A 19,707-nucleotide genomic window follows, 5' to 3' on the forward strand; every position below is an offset into this window, starting at 1 on the left:
AATAATGCCATTTTGGCTTTCGCCGAAAGAACCTTGGCAACAGCATACAGTTTCAGTTTAGAAATTAACCCTTCTTAGATATCTAGCTAGGGATTTTTCCACTTTTGAAGCAGTACGTTATAATTGAAATATATTTTAGCATAGATGTAAATACGAATGTTGGTAAATTTTGCCGAAAGCTTAATTCTAATAACAGTTAGATACTAATTATTAAAAATTTAACTGCCTTCACTTCCACGCATTCTAGTCAAATCAGCTTGAAAAGAGTACTTTTAACAAATACCATTTCAAAACAAATGATTATGACAGTAGCGCAAGTTTTTGATGCACAGCAAAATTTCTTTAATAGCAATAGTACGAAAGATATTTCTTGGAGATTAAAACAGCTCTCTAAACTGGAGAATTTGCTCAAGCAAAATGAAGAAATGTTATACGAAGCAATCAAAGACGATTTTGAGAAATCGCAATTTGAAACCTATGTTACCGAACTTTCCTTTATTTACAGCGAAATAGCGTACACCACAAAGCACCTGAAAAGTTGGGCGAAGCGTAAAAAGGTTGCTACAGGACTTGCTAATTTTCCCGCTCGATCCTACATTATTCCGGAACCATTAGGCACTTGTTTGGTAATTGGGGCTTGGAATTATCCTTACCAATTATCATTACTCCCCGCTGTAGCTGCTCTTGCAGCAGGAAATACGGTAATCATCAAACCTAGCGAAATGCCCGCTCGTACCGCAGCTGCAATGGCACAAATAATCAATACTAATTTCGACCCTAAAATTTTATATGTCGCTGAAGGCGCGGTAGAAATGACGACCGAACTTCTTAAACTTAAATTCGATAAAATATTCTTTACCGGAAGTACTGCCGTGGGCAAAATAATTTACAAAGCCGCGGCCGAAAACCTTGTTCCCGTTACTCTCGAGCTCGGCGGAAAAAGTCCAACTTTCGTTTGTGCAGATGCCGATATTGCAGTGTCTGCACAGCGAATTGTCTGGGCCAAATTTCTAAATGCTGGTCAAACCTGCGTCGCACCTGATTTTATCATGGTCGAAAAATCAATCGAGCAGAAATTTCTAATTGCCTTAAAAGAAGAAATCGAAAAGCGCTATTCAAACATTCAAGTGACCGACGATCATTATCTGCAAATAATCAACGATAAAAATTTTAAAAGACTGACCGGATTGATTGATCAATCAAAAGTGTTTTATGGCGGACAGACAAATTCCGAAAACCGATTTATTGCTCCAACCATAATGCAAAACGTAACTTTTGAAGATAAGGTGATGCAAGAAGAAATTTTCGGACCAATCTTACCAGTTATTTCCTTCGACTCAATCGAAGAAGCAATCGCGAAGGTGAAAGCCCAACCCAAACCTTTGTCATTATATATCTATTCAAAAAGTTCAAAAACAATTGATAAACTTCTCAGTGAATTATCTTTTGGAAGTGGCGCAGTCAATGACAGTTTGATGCAACTTTCCAATCATCACTTACCATTTGGCGGCGTTGGCAATAGCGGAATGGGCAGTTATCACGGAAAAACAAGTTTTGACAACTTTAGCCATTTCAAAAGTATTTTGCATAAACCTTTTTGGTTTGAATCATCAATGAAATATGCGCCGTATACAGACATGAAATTAAAATTAGTGAAGTGGATTATGGGCTAGAATTGACGAATTGATTATAAAATATCAGAGCCGTAGGCTCGACTTTAATGTATCGCAGGGTTTTAATCCTGCAATCAATAATCGAAAAAACACACTTGTCTTCTTAATGGACAAAAGTATTCTAAAATATCATAGCCGTAGGCTCGACTTTATTGTAACGCAGGATTTTAATCCTGCGATTAGGAAAAATAAGTAGCTCAGAGAGCCGTAGGCTCGGCTTTATGATTACGTAAGTAAAAAGAAAGTCCTCTTAAACTGCACCTGCGGCGCAATTCATTTAATAAAATTTATAAAGTCATTCCTCTGGAACTTAGATCCACACTTGCCATTTCTGCAACAGATTAAGATCCGTTGCTATAATAATGCAATCACTAAAAGATTAAAACATTTAATTATAAATTACTCCTTTACTTTTTGTTGCTTTTCAATTTCGATGATTTCATCACCGGCGATCGCATAAGCAATATCACCGATTTTTGCTTTTACGATGTGCTTTCCGGTAAAAGCACCAAAAGCGGGAAGAATTATTTGATTTTCTGTCCTAAAAAAACAAGCTAGAATTTCTGACTGCCGTCCTACTCCGCGAATTTTTATTCCCGGATGAATGTGACCTGCAAACACAAAAAGTCCTTCGCGCTCAGTTGGAAAATGCGTTAAAAGAAATCCATCAACAATCATTTCTTCGACCATCTTCACTCCTATTTCCTCATACTGCCAATCTTGTATGATGTCGTGATTTCCGGCGATCAAAATAATTTCGGTAGGACAATCTTTGCACCAATCTTCAAACCTCAACCATTCGATATTCTGAACGCTGTGAAATAAATCGCCAAGAAACCAGATTTTTTCAGCTTCGAAATAAGAAACGACCTTGTCCAGTTCGTCAAAGTTTTTGTGCAATGCTTGACTTGGAATCCCTATACCATGTTTACGGAAGTGTGATACTTTTCCTAAGTGAACATCAGCGATTAATAGTGCTCTGTGTTTTGGCCAATAAATAGCGCCACTAGTGTGTAAAATAAAAATATGATTATTAATTTCAATCTTATGAGTCATTGTAATTTTTTAGATTTTTGTATAAGATGCCACCATCTTTTTTATACGGTCTGCCAGAGTTTCACTTGACAATTTTTCGCGCAAGCGATCTGTAATAATCGGAAAACTAAAAGGCGTTGGTTTGCTGCATTCTTTAACCACAACTTCCTGACCAAGAATTCTTTCTAAAGCCAAAATTAATCTTCCTTCTTCCAATTGATGTTCAAAAGTTTCTCTATATGCTTGTTGTAACAATAAATTATCCGGTTCATAGTCCTTAAATACTTCAAATAATAGCTGAGTTCCACTTTGCAAATGCTTTGTTTTGACTTGCTTTCCAGGCATTCCGGTGAATAATAAGCCAGAAATTACGGCAATATCTCTAAACTTTCGTCTTGCCATTTCGGTAGCATTCAGACTTCTTTCTAGATCAGCATGAATAAATTCTGTCGAAAATAAATTGTTGTCTAATACTTCTTCAATAGAAAATGGTTGATCTGACAATAATTCGAAACCATAGTCATTATAGGCCAACGAGAAACTTATTGGCGAAAGCAAACTAATCCGATATGCCAATAAACTAGCAAGTGCCTCGTGGACAAATCGACCTTCAAATGGATAAAATATCGCATGATATCCTTCACGGGTTTTAAAAGTTTCAATCAAAAACTGATTTGCGTCTGGAACTATTGACTCTTTTCGCTGTCGGATAAGTAATGGTTCAAGTGCAATTATCTCTTCAGTTTTTCCTGTTTCGTGATTTGCAGAATATAATTCTTGGCGTAGCAGTTCACTCATTTGAGCTGAGAACGCCATTCGGCCTCCACTCCAACTTACCACTTTTGCCTTATTTTTTGGATTGGCTAATTTGACCAAAACTTGCATATTTTTCACTTGATATAATTCTAGTTTTCGACCTGCAAAAATAAAAGTATCGCCACGCTCTAACTTAGAAATAAAACTCTCTTCCAAAGTTCCGATATAACCACCTCCAAAAAATTTGACTTGCATCGAAGCATCGCCGACTATTGTTCCAATCTGCATTCGGTGTTGCATTGCGGTTCGTCTGCTGCTGATAAAATACCTGCCGTCTTCGTCAATCTCAACTTTTTTATATTCGTCATAAGCCTGCAAGCTCTGACTTCCGAAGTGAATAAAATTCAGAATCCACCGCCATTGATCATCATTTATTGCTTGATAGCAAAAAGTGGTCTGCACCTCTTTAAAAATATCTGCAGGTAAAAATCCATCAGAAACCGCCAAAGTGTTAAGATATTGAATCAAAACATCCCAACTATTTAAGTAGGGAATTCGATCTTCCACAATTTTTTCTCGAACTGCTCTCCGCAAGGCCGAAGCTTCAAAAAGTTCCATCGCGTGAGTTGCGAGAAAGTGAATTTTACTCTCTTTTCCGGGCTGATGCCCACTCCTCCCCGCTCTTTGCATAAATCTCGCGACTCCTTTTGGACCGCCAACTTGAATAATACTTTCAACCGGTGCAAAATCGACTCCCAAGTCTAAACTTGAGGTACAAACCACGATTTTTAGCTGCTCATTTCGGATTGCATCTTCCACCCAATGTCGGGTTTCGCGACTAATACTACTATGATGCATAGCAATATCTCCAGCAAATTCGGGATATTTTTCGAGTAAAGCTCTAAACCAAAGTTCACAAGCTGAACGCACATTTACAAAAAGTAATGTAGTTTTACTTTCTTTGATAATCTTCACCGCATCATCCAGCAATTGCAATCCCATGTGCCCTCGCCACGGATAGGTTTCCATCTTTTCAGGAATAATTGATGCTACGGTGATTTTTTTCTGAATATCAGCTTTTATTAAAACTGAATTTTGCATGTGTGTGGAATTTGGTCCTAATAAAACTTCTTGCGCTTGCGCCAAATTGCCAATCGTCGCTGATATTCCCCATATTTTCAGCTTAGGAACAATAGTTTTCATTCGCGACAAAGCAAGCTCCATCTGAACGCCTCTTTTACTTCCCAACAATTCGTGCCACTCATCTACAATTATCGCTTCGCAGTTTTTGAAAACTTTTTCGTAGCCTTTGCTAGCAAGAAGTAACTGCAAACTTTCGGGCGTTGTAATTAGCAAGTCAGGCATCATCTTCTTCTGCTTCGCTCGATCGTTGGCAGAAGTATCTCCCGTCCGAGCTCCAACGGTCATCTTAGTTTCCAAATCTTCGGTCACTCTTTCTGCAGCTTGCAAAATTTCTTGTGATAATGCTCTTAAGGGTGTTATCCAAATCGCCTTCAATCCGGGAGTATGCTTAGTTTTGTAATTTGGATTTTTTCGAATATAATCAAGAACGACGGGCATCCACAAGGCATAGGTTTTCCCGCTCCCTGTAGGCGCATTCAAAAGTCCATTTTTACCTTGCAGGAAAGCAGTCCAAGTCTGAATTTGGAATGGAAAAGGTTTCCACCCTCTACTTTTGAACCAGTCTTTTCCAATCTGAATTTGTTCGTCTCTAGTCATATATTTCTAAAAAAAATCTTCTTCTATAATTTTAAACAATCATCGATTTTAGGTCTTCGATATTATTCGCTTCTTCAATTTTTTTGTCGTGTCTCCAGCGCAAAATTCTTGGAAATCGTGTGGCAATTCCACTTTTGTGTCTTGATGATAACGCAATTCCTTCAAAACCTATTTCGAAAACTAACTGTGGCGTCACACTTCGTACTGGACCAAATCGTTCAAGTGTATTCTTCTTAATAAAGTCGTCCACTCTTCTGAATTCTGCATCTGTTAGTCCAGAGTACGCTTTCGCAAAAGTTACAAGTTCTCTTTCGCCGTTTTCTAAATCTTGCCACAATGCAAACGTATAGTCTGTAAAAAGATTTGAACGTCTTCCGCTACCTCGCATTGCGTAAGTCAAAACTGCGTCGATGGTTAAAGGAGCTATCTTCCATTTCCACCAATCGCCTTTTTTACGACCTACGAGATAGGGAGAATCTTTGCGCTTTAGCATTAATCCTTCACTCTTCATTTCTCGAGATCTTCCTCGCTCAGCGGCGAGTTCTTCCCAAGTATTGAAATCTACTCGGGTAGAAATTGCCCAAGGAAGATATTCTTTATCTAAACTTTTATATAATTCTTCTAATAAAAGTCGGCGTTCAATAAAAGGCTTGCTTCTAATATCTTCCCCATTCCATTCTAGAAGATCGTAAACTTTTAAAATAACCGGAACTTTCTTTAGCAATGCTGCCGAAACGGTTTTCCGACCAATTCGAGTTTGAAGATCATTAAAGGCGCCAATTTCGCCATCAATATATGGTAAAATTTCAGCATCAATTACAGTTCCGTTGGGAATCGCGCCAACGAAGGCTTGAAATTCTGGATATTTATCCGTCACCAATTCTTCTCCTCTACTCCAAACATATATTTCATTATCGCGAATTATTGTTTGAGATCGAATTCCGTCCCACTTATGTTCGGCGCTCCATTCACTCGGGCTTCCGAGAGTTTCCAAATCTGTTTCTAACGGATAAGCGAGATAGAACGGATACGGTTTTGATAAATAGTCGCTACTTTTTTCGTCAAGAATTAATTCTTGATATGAGATTTTTGCTGGATTCCAGTCGCCCATTAATTTATAAGCTAAAATATCTTCATCCATATTTTCAGCTTTCGCCAAAGCTCTAGTCATTAATTTCTGACTGACTCCAATTCTGAAACTTCCCGTGATTAATTTGGTAAAGACAAATCGCTCGTAGTAATTCATCGACAGCCAATTTTCGTGCAGATATTCTTTTTTCTCAGGTTCTGATTTCTTTTTTAAAGCAATAATTTCCTCTAGAAATTCGGTCAAACTCTTGTCTGAATGCTGATCTGATTCGGGAATTATCAAGGCGATTGTTTCGGCAAGGTCACCAACAATATGATAGGATTCTTCAAAAAGCCACATTGGAATATCGGCAATTTCATTCGCCCAAAGTCTCAGTAATGTAGTATTAACAGGACGTGGCGGTCTTCTATGAGACAACAATGCAATGGTCCAAACCTTATCTGTTGGATTAGCGTTTTTGAAATATTCTGTCAACGCTTCTACCTTAATGGTAGTTTTGTTGGTATTATCCAGGTTTCGAATTAATTCGGCAAAGTTTCTCATACTATTTCTGTTTCAGATTTAGATTCCATTTCGCCCATCTCACCTTCATATTGTGTGGTTGCAGTTCGCGCATCATATCCTTGCTCTCTGAGATATCTCGAAAAAATATCCGAATATCCGTGAGTTGCAATAATCCGTTCTGCTCCTGTCGCTTTGATGCTTTCCATCAGAGATTGCCAATCGCAATGATCGCTGAGCACAAAACCTTTATCAACCGCGCGGCGTCTTCTTGCACCTCGAAAAGCCATCCATCCACTTGCTGATCCGGTCACGAACGGAGTCATCTTACGAATCCACGGACTTCCGTGAGCCGAAGGTGGCGCAATCACAATATTACCTAGTAGTTCTTCTTTTTTGGTTTCGCGAGTTACTAAAGTTGTTGGTGGAAGATCTACGATTGGACGTAAAACTTCGGTCATATTTTCGATTGCTCCGTGGGTGAAGATGGTTCCGATATTTGGATCAAGGAATTTCAGCAAGCGCTGTGCTTTTCCTAGAGAATATCCGAAAAGAACAGAAGTTTTTCCTTCGGCGCGATTTTCTACCCACCAATTATTAATGTCGTCCATTACTTGTGCTTGCGGAACCCATTTGAAAACTGGTAATCCAAAAGTACATTCAGTGATAAATGAATTGCACTTTACGACTTCGTAGGGAGTAGAAATTCCATCATCTTCGGTTTTATAATCTCCAGTGAAGACCCAAACTTCTCCTTTATACTCAACTCGAACTTGTGCTGACCCAATAATGTGACCAGCAGGATGCAGCGAGAATTTGACATTATTAACTACAAATGTTTCACCCCAATCTTTTCCGGTTACGTTGGTAACTCCAAGACGGTGTTTTAAAATTGGAACATTAATATTATGAGTGATATAATTTTCATTTCCAAACTTTGCGTGATCCGCGTGCCCGTGGGTTATGATCGCATTTTGAACAGGTCGCCACGGATCCAAATAAACATTTGCTTGTTCACAATAAATTCCTTTATCGTTAAATTCTAGTAGTGGTTTTCGCATCTTAGATAGTTGTTTTTGTAAAAACATTTTCTGCTATCTATAAATTTATAGGATGCATTTAGAAATGAAAAATATATTGTAAGAAGTTTAACTAATTTAGAGAATGATAGTTAGAAGTACGTAATCCAAATCTTTCAAATTTGAATAATCCGTATAATGAGAAGTCATAATCGTTTAAATTTCTTCCAGTGATCACTATTTAGACATAAAAAATTTCGTAAGCGAATCGGCAAATTGAAAGCAAAATTACGAACATCAGAAATTTTCTAATGATAGCATTTCCTTTCTTGATAGCAAATTTAGAACCGACATATCCACCGAGTCCGTTGAAAAATGCCATCGGAAGTGCGATTGACCAAAGCACTTTTCCTTTGAGTAAAAAGAGGCAAATAGACCCAAAGTTGGTTGCAAGATTTACTAGCTTGGCGTGCGTATTTGCCGTAAGAAAATCCATTCCCAAAACGGTAACGAATGCCAAAACAAAAAAAGTTCCCGTTCCAGGGCCTATAAAACCGTCGTAAGCTCCCACAATAATACTGATAATGACGCCGTAGATAATCATCTGTTTTTCGGGTATATCCTGTGCTTTGGCTTGACCGAAATCTTTTTTGAAAAAAGTAAAAATTCCCATAACGATGAGAATTACTAGCAGGACAGGTTTGATAAAGTCATTTGATACAATCGTGAGCATATAAGATCCGAAATAAGCTGCTGCAAAAGCGGTAATCGCCATAATAATAAATAATTTCCAAGCGACTTTAATTTTTTTTATATACATCAACACTGCCATGGAGGTTCCTGTGAAAGCTGGAATTTTGAGAGACCCCATTACGGTGGCTGCAGGAATTAATGGTAAAATGCTTAGTGATAAAGGAGTTTGTATAAGTCCGCCACCGCCCACAATTGAGTCGACAAATCCCGCTACAAAAGCAACAAGGCAGAGAAGAAAAAGAATATCATATTCCATTGTAGAAAAAAGTGCAAATTTACCTTATGTATATTTAGTGACATCATTATTTAGAGTTTAAAATCTAAAAATTTTTAATTGTCATTATAAAGAATTTTCTAAGACAGTGTGATCAGAATTTAATAAAGTACACAACTACAGTGACACAAAATTTTAGACTCAATAAAAAGATACAACATTCTTTATTCTCCCCACTAATTCGACATTTCTTGAGAAAAATTATAACTCGAATTGTCATCATCTAGTATTAATTAGGCATTTCGCCGCAGCAGCCCTTGAAGTTATTAAGACATCCTAACTTTTTTTTGCTCATTTGCCAAAAGCATCAATAAATAGAGGCTCTCAAATTTTCCGAAACGTTATATCATTCTTAAGTTGCGAAAATTATCAGAGAACTTAAATGAAATAACCTTCAATAATCTGGACGTAATTAGTATTTGTGCTTTGATGTTAATCTTGGTAAGTGCCATTAGATACGGAGATTTATAAATCTTTCCATTATGTATTCAATACCATAAATTATCAGTGTAAATGTTTTTTATATTGATAAAAATTCAGTAATATTGAATTAGAACTATTAATTAACCACTAAAACTTTTTATCTTATGAAATTAAAAAAACTAAGTCTCCTATTATTATTATGTGTTTCGGTAGGTTTTACTTCTTGCAAATCGCACGAAGCGAAGGACACCCAAATTAAAACTGATATCGAGAAAATTTTGGTTCCTGGTGTAACCGTTGAAGTTGATCGTGGAGTAGCGAAAATAAATGGAACATTTGAAAATGAGCAAACTCACACAAAGGTTTTGGAAGAAGCTAGAAAGGTAAAAAATGTAAAATCGGTTTTGGACAATGCTATTACGCAAGCAGCTCCTACCGTAACTCCGGATAATATGTTGCAAAATAAAATTGATGCAATTTTAGTATCATATCCGCTGGTTACGGCAAGCATAAATGATGGTCTTGTAACGCTCAACGGAACTATCGAGCGTGCAGAACTGCCAAAATTAATGCAAAAAGTGAACGAAACACAGCCTAAAAAAGTTGAAAATTTATTAAAAATCAATAACTAAATAAGTATATGACTTTAAAAGAAAAATATGCGGCTTTGATCGCAACTACAAACGTAAGCGCGCTTGGAGACGTTGATATTAAAGAAGATAACAATGTGTTGTATATTACCGCAACGGTGCATAATGGTACCGAGAAAGATCAATTGTGGTATCTATATAACCTTGCTGATCCTGATTTTCGCGCAGGAGATTTAATTCTTAATATTAATGTTGATCCAAATGCAGCGGCACAAAAAATGCGCGTGGATACAAAGCACTCTAATCTGAATGTCCGAAAAGGACCAGGTACAGATACTGAAATTGTCTCTAAAGCGGCTCATCATTCGGAAGTAACATTGTTAAGTAAATTTGACGACAATTGGTATTTAATTCGTACCGAAGATGGCGTTGAAGGGTACTGTTCAGCAAATTATCTTACCGCCATTTAGATTGCAATTAAGTTTAATTAAGTGCCTCAAAAATAAAAATTTGGGGCACTTTTTCATTTTAGCAAAGATTCTGGATACTTAATTTCACATTAATTATAAAATAGTATGCTTGCATATAATTTTCTTAAACGGAGTTCCTGAATTGAGAAATGTTCTATCTTTATAAAAAACACGATATAATGAATTTTAAAAATAAAATGTTGCGAGATGATGCTCTTCTTGGTAAGACGATAGTGGTCACTGGTGGCGGAAGCGGTTTAGGAAAAGCGATGACTGCCTATTTTCTAGAGTTGGGCGCTAATGTCGCCATTACAAGTAGGGATTTAGAAAAACTTCAAAACACTGCAGCCGAACTTCAAAAGGATTCAAAAGGAAAATGTCTTGCGGTGCAATGTGATGTACGGCATTATGATCAAGTTGAAAATATGCTTGCTAGTGTTTTAAAGGAATTTGGTCAAGTAGATGTACTACTCAATAATGCGGCGGGAAACTTTATATCGCCAACCGAAAGACTTTCGGCAAATGCATTTGACACCATTATAGATATAGTATTGAAGGGATCAAAAAACTGCACATTAGCTTTTGGCAAACATTGGATTGACCAGAAGCAAGAAAGTGCAACAATTCTAAATATTGTTACCACTTATGCTTGGACTGGATCTGCTTACGTGGTTCCATCGGCAACGGCCAAAGCAGGAGTGCTAGCAATGACACGCAGTCTTGCAGTTGAATGGGCAAAATACGGAATCAGGTCTAACGCAATTGCGCCAGGTCCTTTTCCAACAAAAGGAGCTTGGGACAGATTACTTCCGGGGGATTTGAAAGAAAAATTTGATTTGGCAAAGAAAGTTCCATTGCAACGAGTTGGTGATCATCAAGAACTTGCAAACCTTGCTGCTTATTTAGTTTCTGATTTTTCGGCCTACATCAACGGAGAAGTAATTACTATTGACGGTGGTGAGTGGCTTAAAGGGGCGGGACAATTTAACCTGCTTGAAGCGGTGCCAGAAGAGATGTGGGACTTGCTCGAAGCGACAATCCGGTCTAAAAAAAGCAGCTAAAATTGTTAGAATTTAATGGCAATGATGCCACTAGAAACCAAATATTATACGTGACCTGCCCAGAGTCACGCGATTATGTATTGTTAACAACTAAGAATTGATTAAACCATAAATAATTGTATTTTTACAGCTCAAAATTTTTAAAATTAAATGGGTAAAATCATTGCAATAGCCAATCAGAAAGGCGGTGTTGGAAAAACAACAACATCCGTCAATCTTGCAGCCTCACTAGGTGTTTTGGAAAAAAAAGTTCTTCTTATTGATGCTGACCCTCAAGCTAATGCGAGTTCTGGATTGGGAATTGACGTAGAAAGCGTTGATATTGGAACCTATCAAATACTAGAACATAGCCATACGCCCATTGAAGCCATCGTTTCTTGTAGCGCTCCCAATGTGCATATAATTCCAGCGCATATTGACTTAGTTGCCATCGAAATTGAATTGGTCGATAAAGAAAACCGCGAGTATATGCTCAAGCAAGCGCTCGAAAGTATAAAAGATCAGTATGATTATATTCTAATTGACTGTGCTCCTTCTTTAGGATTGCTTACGTTAAATGCACTTACGGCAGCAGATTCTGTTTTGATTCCGATTCAGTGTGAATATTTCGCTCTTGAAGGTTTGGGGAAATTACTAAACACCATCAAAAGTGTTCAGAAGATTCACAATCCAGATCTTGATATTGAAGGCTTACTTCTTACGATGTATGATTCTCGATTAAGACTATCAAATCAGGTAGTAGAAGAAGTTCAAAAACACTTTAATGATATGGTTTTTAATACCATAATTCAGAGAAATGTGAAATTGAGCGAGGCACCAAGTTTTGGCGAAAGCATTATCAATTTTGATGCAACAAGCAAAGGTGCAACCAATTATTTGAGCCTTGCCGAAGAAGTAATCAAGAAAAACAGTATTTAAGTTAGATGGGAAAAGCAATAAAAAAACAAGCATTAGGACGTGGACTTTCGGCATTACTGAAGGATCCCGAGAATGATATTCAGTCTGTTACCGATAAAAATGCGGACAAGGTTGTAGGAAGTATTGTTGAGTTAGATATTGATTCAATTGAAATAAATCCGTTTCAGCCTCGAAGTAATTTTAACGAAGATACCCTTCGTGAATTAGCCACTTCTATAAAGGAGCTTGGTGTAATACAGCCAATAACAGTTCGGAAATCAGAGTTTAATAAATACCAACTAATTTCTGGAGAGCGTCGTCTGCGTGCTTCAAAACTTGCAGGACTTACACAAATTCCCGCTTATATTCGAATTGCCAACGACAATGAATCGTTGACAATGGCGTTGGTCGAAAATATTCAACGTCACGATTTAGATCCTATTGAGATTGCTTTATCATACCAACGATTGATGGACGAAATCCAACTTACACAAGAGCAAATGAGCGATCGTGTAGGGAAGAAAAGATCTACCATTGCCAATTACCTTCGACTATTAAAATTAGATCCAATTATACAAACAGGAATTAGAGATGGTTTTATCAGTATGGGTCATGGCCGTGCTTTAATTAATATTGAAGATCAAGATATACAAGCAGATATGTATCAGAATATCGTGCTGAATAATCTTTCGGTACGCGATACGGAGACTTTGGTAAAAAATTATCAGGAAGGTTTGAAACCTAAGGTTCCTGTTTCTAAGACTAAAGCTGCGACCTTTGCCATCGATGAGCAGCAGGAAATTAAAATTTCGACTTATCTAGGTACGAAAGCAGAAATTAAAGTGGCTGCCAACGGAAAAGGGAAGATTACAATCCCATTCAAATCTCAGGAAGACTTTAACCGCATCATCAAATTAATTCAAGCGGGTGAATAAATGGTTATACATAGTATATATTTTTCTTTTTTGCGCTCCAACGCTTAGTAGGGCGCAGGAAGATGATTTTCAAATACTAATCGCAAAAGATTCGATTATTGAATCAAATACAGATCCTTTACGTCCCGCAAAAGCTGCATTTTACTCGGCGATTGTTCCAGGACTTGGACAAGCGTACAATAAAAAATACTGGAAAATCCCGCTGGTTTATGGCGCGATGGGGACATCGATGTATTTCTATCTTGATAATAATAAAAATTATCACAAATTTAGAGACGCTTATAAACAACGTCTTGCTGGAATTTATACAGATGAATACGGCTTTCTTGATAACGCTAGGCTTATAAAAGTGCAGCGTACTTATGAACGCAATCGCGATTTGTCATTACTAATTACGGTTGGGTTTTATATTTTAAATATAGTTGAAGCCAATGTTGATGCGCATTTAATGCAATTTAACGTAAGTGAAAAGCTAACCTTAAATCCACAATTAATTCAAGACGAACGCACCGCTAAACCTTCTTTTGGACTCACTTTAAACTATAAATTATAATGAAAATTGCATTATTAGGATACGGCAAAATGGGTCAGGCAATTGAGAAAATTGCGGTTGAAAGAGGTCACTCAATAGTTATAAAAAAATCAATCAATGATTCTTTTGATGGTCTTGAACTGGCTGATGTTGCTATTGATTTTTCTATTCCATCAGCTGCCGTAGAAAACATAACAAAATGTCTTGAATCTGGAATCGCGATTATTTCGGGAACCACAGGATGGCTTGATGATTACGAAAAAATGGTTGATAAATGCAAAGCGAATAATGGCGCTTTTATTTATGGATCAAATTTCAGTTTGGGTGTCAATTTGTTTTTTGAACTTAACGAACATCTTGCGAGATTGATGCAGAAATTTCCGCAGTATAAGTCGGAAATTAAAGAGATCCATCACACCCAAAAATTAGATGCACCAAGTGGAACCGCAATAACTTTGGCGAAAGCCATAATCCAAAATTCCGATTATTCAAGTTGGGCATTAGAAAAAAAAGCAGCAGACGAACTTTTAATTGAAGTAGAAAGAACAGACAATGTTCCTGGTACTCACACCGTTTTCTACAACAATCCTATTGACACTATCAAAATTACCCACACCGCTCACAGTCGTGAAGGTTTTGCGCAAGGAGCAGTGATTGCTGCAGAATGGCTGCAAGGAAAAAAAGGTGTGTTTTCAATGAAAGACGTTTTGAATTTAAAATAAATTAATTTTCGGTTTAGTGCCGATTAATATAAGAGTTATGACTTTAACAGAATGGTTTGTATTTTTTTTGATAATTCAAATTGTGCACTTTGCAGGAACTTGGAGACTATATGAAGCTGCGGGCAGAAAAAGATGGGAAGCGGCAGTGCCAATTTATAATGCGATAGTATTAATGCAAATTATTAATAGACCTAAATGGTGGACAATTTTGCTATTTATTCCTATTATTAACTTAATAATGTTCCCAGTAGTGTGGGTAGAAACCCTTCGATCTTTTGGGAAAAATTCCACTACCGATACTTGGTTGGCAGTTTTTACGGCTGGCCTTTATATTTATTATGTCAATTATACACAGCCACTCAATTATGTAACGGATAGGAATTTAAATCCTCATACAAAAACTGGTGATACTATCAGCTCGATTTTATTTGCGATTGTTGTTGCTACTTTGGTACATACTTATGTAATGCAACCTTTTACAATTCCAACTTCTTCTCTTGAAAAATCACTTCTCGTTGGAGATTTTCTTTTTGTAAGTAAATTTCATTACGGAGCGCGAGTTCCGATGACCGCAATTGCGGCGCCAATGTTTCACGATACAATTCCTTTTATCAATAAAAAATCATATTCTTCTTGGCCGGAAATTCCATATATGCGTTTTCCAAAGTTGCAAAGTATCAAGAATAATGATATTGTGGTTTTTAACTGGCCTGTAGACACACTGTACAACATGTACAAAGCAGCAGACAAAAAGTACTACAAACCGGTTGACAAACGCACTAACTACGTAAAAAGAGCCATTGGTGTTGCTGGAGATACCGTTGAAATAAAAGACGGAATTGTTTATGTAAATGGCGATATCCTAAAAATGCCACTTCGAGCAAGACCTGAGTTTTCGTATGAAGTTACTACTGATGGAAGTAGTTTTGATCAGGCGTATGTAATTCAGGAATTAAATAGTACCGACGGAGTATATCAAACTTCCCAAACTACGTTCCAATTTCGAGCATTAACCGATGACGCCGTACGAAAACTACAGAATAATCCAACTGTAAAAAGTGTAGTTAGAAACATATCAAAAGAAACTGAACCAACCATTTTTGGTAAAAAAGAAAATTGGAATCTGGATAATATGGGACCTATTTACATTCCCAAAGAAGGAAAAACAGTTGCTTTGGATAAAGCGTCCCTGCCATTTTACAAAAGAATTATTACTGATTACGAGCATAATGATTTGAAAGTCATTGGTGATGAAATCCGCATAAATGGAAAAATCGCTACTTCTTATACCTTTCAGCAAGATTACTTTTGGATGATGGGAGATAACAGACACAACTCTTTGGATAGTCGTTATTGGGGCTATGTTCCTGCCAATCATATTGTAGGAAAAGCTGTTTTTATTTGGATGAGTATCGATCCCCATAAATCGGGATTCAAAAAATTCCGTACTGAAAGATTTTTCACAACCGTTGGTGGCGAAGGTGAGCCAGTTTCATATTTCAAGTTCTTCCTGATTGCAATTGCGGCATATTTTGGAATTTCGTATTTTGTAAAAAAGCGTAAAGAAAATCAGGCGTAAATTAGATTTAAAAACGATGGACATTCTTATACATCCTACTTATTTTCCTTCCATCAGTCATTATGTGGCAATGGCGAAGGCAAGTTCTATAACTTTGGAAATGGATGACAATTTCCAGAAGCAGACCAATAGAAATAGAATGTATATTTACAGCTCCAACGGAATGCAGTTGCTAAATATTCCGGTAAAACACTTGAGAAATAACCACCAGAAAACGCGTGACATCAAGCTTGAAACCGAATTTGATTGGCAGAAACAGCACTTTAAGTCATTGGAAGCAGCATATCGATCTTCACCTTTTTTCGAGTTTTTTGAGGATATAATAATGCCGGTTTTCGAGAAAGACTATATCTATTTGATGGATCTAAATCTTGATACGATGGACATAGTTTCGAAGTGTATTGGGATCAAAACCAAATTTCTTCAATCTGCAGAGTTTCATAAAGAGACAGATTTGGTTGATTTTAGGAATTTGGCAGCTGGTAAAAAAGACCAAACTGAAATTACTCCTTACACCCAAGTTTTTGGAGATAAATATGGATTTATCAATAATCTAAGTGTGCTAGATTTACTTTTTAATGAAGGTAGATATTCGCTTGATTACTTAAAATCTCAAAATTTTTAGAAGGCTTCCGCCAAAAATATTGCGGGTAGTGGACGAGGAATTTATTAAGAGGATGACGATTTCGAACTGTTCAGATTACTTTTCTATTTAATCAATTATTTATCACTTTCCTTACTATTTACAGTCTCGAATCAAGAGACTTTTGCGATGAGAAGTGGTGCGAACTCGAGCAAAGCGAAATGGCGACGCAAGTACCTTTTGTGCTTATTCTGCCCAACAAGATTGGGAGTGGAAACACGAACGAAAGAAATGCCCAAAAGAATTTACTTAGTTCTTGACTACCTTCGTAAATCGTAAATCCTAAATCGAATCTACATATTCAAACGGCTCATTATTGGATAGTGGTCAGAGTTTTTAAAATCCGTAAAAGTTTCAAAATTCTTAACTTTCATCTTCGGATCAACAAAAATATAATCGATTCTGGCGGGATAATATTTAAAATTATAAGTCTGTCCGAAGCCTTTTCCGTTTTCTTCAAAACTATCTAAAAGATTGCCTCGAATACTTCTGTAAACGTACGAATAGGCGCTGTTATTCATATCTCCACAGACAATTATTGGATAAGGAGAATCGCGTTTGTGCGCCATTATAAGTTCGGCTTGCGATTGTTGGGATCTGAAGGCTTTCGAAATTCGCTTTAAAATCATTTCAGACTTCTGCTGGTTGATTCCTTGAATATCATTATTAATTTCGTCAATATCGGGCGAAATCCGAATAGATTCCAAATGAATACTATAAATTCTAATCGTATCTAAACCTTTCTTAAGATCGGCAAAAATTACGTTATTATTGGAATCGGGAAGTTCTACCGACCCTGAATTTAAAATTCGGAATTTGGAAAAAATAGCTTGTCCTGTCTTTATCTTATTTCCCTGCATTACGATGTGCTTGTACTTATATACTTTCAAATCTACATTTGCCTTTTCTGAATATTCTTGAAGGCACAAAATATCTGGATTTTGCTCATCGATAAACTTCTTAATTTCGGCTGGAACATTTCTATCAGAAATCCAATCAAAAAGATTGAAAAGCCGAACATTGTAGCTCATCACCGTAAAATCTTTCTCCTGAGGGGCAATTTCAGTTTTTGAAAATTTATAAAATTTATTTATAAATGTAATTCCTAACAAGAGCACTATCGCAGACAAAAGAATTTGCCTTTTTAGCATTAGCAACCAATAAATAAAAAACGCAGCATTCAAAATAAGCAGCAAAGGCAAAACCAAGGTTAATACCGAGAGAATGGGAAAAAATTTGGGCGCCAAAAAAGGAAGTACATAGCCTAAGAATGTAAGCGTAGACAGCACTACGTTTAGACTGAACATTACTTTATTAAACACCGACAATTTCTTCATATGTTATACCTAACTAAAAAATTACTTATTTCCTGCTCTAAACAGGAAGTCTTTTTCATCTTTGCTAAGACTATCATATCCTGATTTACTAATCTTATCTAGAATTGCGTCGATCTGCCGTTGTGTACTGTCTTTCTTCACAATTTTTGAAGGCTCTGGTTTTGGCGCTGGTTTAAAATTCCTGTGTACTTTCTTAAATGGAGTTCGCTTCTTTTTATCAGTAATAGTTTGCAAAAATACAATGGTCGCGGTAAACCAATTGGTAAGATCCAGACCTCGTTTTAACTGAGTGGTAAAAATATAACCAAAAAATGCCCCACCCAAATGAGCAAGATGACCTCCAGTATTTGTTGATGAAAGCTGCAAAAAATCGATAATTAAAAAAACCACTGCTATATGCCACAATTTGACATTTCCTATTATTAAAAGTCGCAATTGCATCATTGGTGCGTACGTAGCGACGGCAAATAAAATTGCCATTACCGATGCAGAAGCCCCAACTACAGATGCCGAACTATTAATTAAGGCTGGTAAAATATTATAACAAATTAAATAAAATACACCCGCGAAAAGTCCGCCCGAAATATAGAGTCCTAGTAACTGTTTTTGTGTAAAATAGGTTAGAAACACTTTTGCCGCAAAGTTAAACATGATCAAATTGAAGATAATGTGCCAAATACCAGCGTGAAAAAATGAATAGGTAAGAATTGACCACGGCTTCCATAATAAATCTGAAACAGTAGAGGAAAGACTCACATAATACAAGAAATCTATAGTATTGCCCGACAGATGGATAAGTGCAGCAATTATATTTGGCACAACGAACAATACGATATTGAATACGATTAATCGCATGGTAATATCTCCGGACCTCAACTGTGTTTTTAAATCATCTAGTAGGCTCATAAAAAGATTTTATCTTAATGATTAATTCCAGCGTTTATCATTAAATTGATTTTTTTTCCAATAAAGCATCATCAAGAAACCAACCGCAGCTCCACCAATATGCGCGAAGTGCGCAATACCGCCACCGCCGCCAAAGATAGATTTTCCGGACACTCCAAGAAATAAATCCAGAAGTAAAATTGCAGGAACGAAGTATTTTGCTTTAATAGGAATTGGTAAAAAGATCATCATTAGTTCAGCATTTGGAAACATATAAGCAAATGCTACAAGCAATCCATAAATTGCTCCTGAAGCTCCGACGACAGGGATCATATACGCACCAATAAAGCTTTGAAACTGCTCCGGACTAAGAATTTGTTGCCAAACTGAATTAAATTTGCCTTCCGATAAAATTTGCATTACTTCGGCCTTGTTCTGACCGTTTTCTACAAGTGTTTTCATTCCATCTTGAAACATGTACCAATTGACACCTTCGTGCAGAAGTGCTGCACCTAGTCCGCAGGAGATATAAAAAAACAAAAATTTGGTTGGACCCCAAATATGTTCTAGACTTGATCCAAAACTATATAATGCAAACATATTAAATGCAATGTGCATCAACCCACCGTGCATAAACATGTGAGTTAAAATCTGCCAAATTTGGAAGCTTGAACTTTCTGGATAATAGAGTGCGAAAATATCCAATGCGATATCTCCAAGAAATTCCGAACCTATAAAAAATATAACATTAATGATAAGCAACTGCTTAACAAGAGGTGTGATGTTCATCAT

18 protein-coding genes are annotated in these 19,707 nt (G+C 36.8%); 10 read left to right on the forward strand and 8 right to left on the reverse strand.

The window, feature by feature from the left end:
* Positions 1–302 precede the first annotated feature (302 nt).
* Complete coding sequence (locus tag SBO79_RS13575; RefSeq protein WP_318640936.1) at positions 303–1,673, forward strand: aldehyde dehydrogenase; 1,371 nt, start codon at positions 303–305, stop codon at positions 1,671–1,673.
* 399 nt (positions 1,674–2,072) lie between these two features.
* Here SBO79_RS13575 and pdeM read toward each other — a convergent pair whose 3' ends face one another.
* The 5 genes from pdeM to SBO79_RS13600 form a co-directional block, all read right to left on the reverse strand.
* Complete coding sequence (gene pdeM, locus SBO79_RS13580; protein ID WP_318640937.1) at positions 2,073–2,729, reverse strand: ligase-associated DNA damage response endonuclease PdeM; 657 nt, start codon at positions 2,727–2,729, stop codon at positions 2,073–2,075.
* Between the two features lie 9 nt (positions 2,730–2,738).
* Entirely contained in the window at positions 2,739–5,204 is a 2,466-nt protein-coding gene (locus SBO79_RS13585; RefSeq protein WP_318640938.1) for a ligase-associated DNA damage response DEXH box helicase, read from the reverse strand.
* 31 nt (positions 5,205–5,235) lie between these two features.
* Entirely contained in the window at positions 5,236–6,837 is a 1,602-nt protein-coding gene (locus SBO79_RS13590) for an ATP-dependent DNA ligase (RefSeq protein WP_318640939.1), read from the reverse strand.
* Positions 6,834–7,856, reverse strand: coding sequence for a ligase-associated DNA damage response exonuclease (locus tag SBO79_RS13595; protein ID WP_318643519.1), 1,023 nt, complete (start codon positions 7,854–7,856; stop codon positions 6,834–6,836). The genes SBO79_RS13590 and SBO79_RS13595 overlap by 4 nt, the downstream gene beginning before the upstream one ends.
* Positions 7,857–8,055: 199 nt before the next feature.
* On the reverse strand, positions 8,056–8,823 hold the full coding sequence (locus SBO79_RS13600) for a sulfite exporter TauE/SafE family protein (protein WP_318640940.1): 768 nt from the start codon (positions 8,821–8,823) through the stop codon (positions 8,056–8,058).
* 605 nt (positions 8,824–9,428) lie between these two features.
* On the opposite strand from SBO79_RS13600, the gene SBO79_RS13605 reads away from it, so the two are divergent.
* The 9 genes from SBO79_RS13605 (at position 9,429) to SBO79_RS13645 (ending at position 16,675) form a co-directional block, all read left to right on the forward strand.
* Positions 9,429–9,896 (forward strand): BON domain-containing protein, encoded by a 468-nt coding sequence (locus tag SBO79_RS13605; RefSeq protein ID WP_318640941.1) that lies wholly within the window; start codon positions 9,429–9,431, stop codon positions 9,894–9,896.
* 8 nt (positions 9,897–9,904) lie between these two features.
* Positions 9,905–10,324, forward strand: a complete 420-nt coding sequence (locus SBO79_RS13610) for an SH3 domain-containing protein (RefSeq protein ID WP_318640942.1) — start codon at positions 9,905–9,907, stop codon at positions 10,322–10,324.
* 179 nt (positions 10,325–10,503) lie between these two features.
* Entirely contained in the window at positions 10,504–11,385 is an 882-nt protein-coding gene (locus tag SBO79_RS13615; RefSeq protein WP_318640943.1) for an SDR family oxidoreductase, read from the forward strand.
* Between the two features lie 150 nt (positions 11,386–11,535).
* Positions 11,536–12,303 (forward strand): ParA family protein, encoded by a 768-nt coding sequence (locus tag SBO79_RS13620; protein ID WP_318640944.1) that lies wholly within the window; start codon positions 11,536–11,538, stop codon positions 12,301–12,303.
* A gap of 5 nt (positions 12,304–12,308) precedes the next feature.
* Entirely contained in the window at positions 12,309–13,217 is a 909-nt protein-coding gene (locus SBO79_RS13625) for a ParB/RepB/Spo0J family partition protein (RefSeq protein ID WP_318640945.1), read from the forward strand.
* Positions 13,210–13,770 (forward strand): DUF5683 domain-containing protein, encoded by a 561-nt coding sequence (locus tag SBO79_RS13630; protein ID WP_318640946.1) that lies wholly within the window; start codon positions 13,210–13,212, stop codon positions 13,768–13,770. Before SBO79_RS13625 ends, SBO79_RS13630 begins: the two co-directional genes overlap by 8 nt.
* Positions 13,770–14,471, forward strand: a complete 702-nt coding sequence (gene dapB, locus SBO79_RS13635; RefSeq protein WP_318640947.1) for a 4-hydroxy-tetrahydrodipicolinate reductase — start codon at positions 13,770–13,772, stop codon at positions 14,469–14,471. Before SBO79_RS13630 ends, dapB begins: the two co-directional genes overlap by 1 nt.
* A 37-nt stretch (positions 14,472–14,508) precedes the next feature.
* Positions 14,509–16,050 (forward strand): signal peptidase I, encoded by a 1,542-nt coding sequence (gene lepB / locus SBO79_RS13640; RefSeq protein WP_318640948.1) that lies wholly within the window; start codon positions 14,509–14,511, stop codon positions 16,048–16,050.
* 16 nt (positions 16,051–16,066) lie between these two features.
* A complete protein-coding gene (locus SBO79_RS13645) occupies positions 16,067–16,675 on the forward strand; it encodes a WbqC family protein (RefSeq protein WP_318640949.1) in 609 nt (202 codons plus the stop codon).
* Between the two features lie 311 nt (positions 16,676–16,986).
* Here the strand turns inward: SBO79_RS13645 and SBO79_RS13650 are convergent, their stop codons facing one another.
* The 3 genes from SBO79_RS13650 to SBO79_RS13660 are packed head-to-tail and all read right to left on the reverse strand — an operon-like array spanning position 16,987 to position 19,707.
* Positions 16,987–18,030: an endonuclease/exonuclease/phosphatase family protein gene (locus tag SBO79_RS13650; protein ID WP_318640950.1), complete on the reverse strand. Its 1,044-nt coding sequence runs from the start codon at positions 18,028–18,030 to the stop codon at positions 16,987–16,989.
* A 21-nt stretch (positions 18,031–18,051) separates the two neighbouring features.
* Positions 18,052–18,936, reverse strand: a complete 885-nt coding sequence (locus tag SBO79_RS13655; RefSeq protein WP_318640951.1) for a rhomboid family intramembrane serine protease — start codon at positions 18,934–18,936, stop codon at positions 18,052–18,054.
* Between the two features lie 21 nt (positions 18,937–18,957).
* Positions 18,958–19,707: a rhomboid family intramembrane serine protease gene (locus SBO79_RS13660; protein ID WP_318640952.1), complete on the reverse strand. Its 750-nt coding sequence runs from the start codon at positions 19,705–19,707 to the stop codon at positions 18,958–18,960.

The organism is Flavobacterium ardleyense, assembly GCF_033547075.1.
Taxonomy (GTDB): domain Bacteria; phylum Bacteroidota; class Bacteroidia; order Flavobacteriales; family Flavobacteriaceae; genus Flavobacterium; species Flavobacterium ardleyense_A.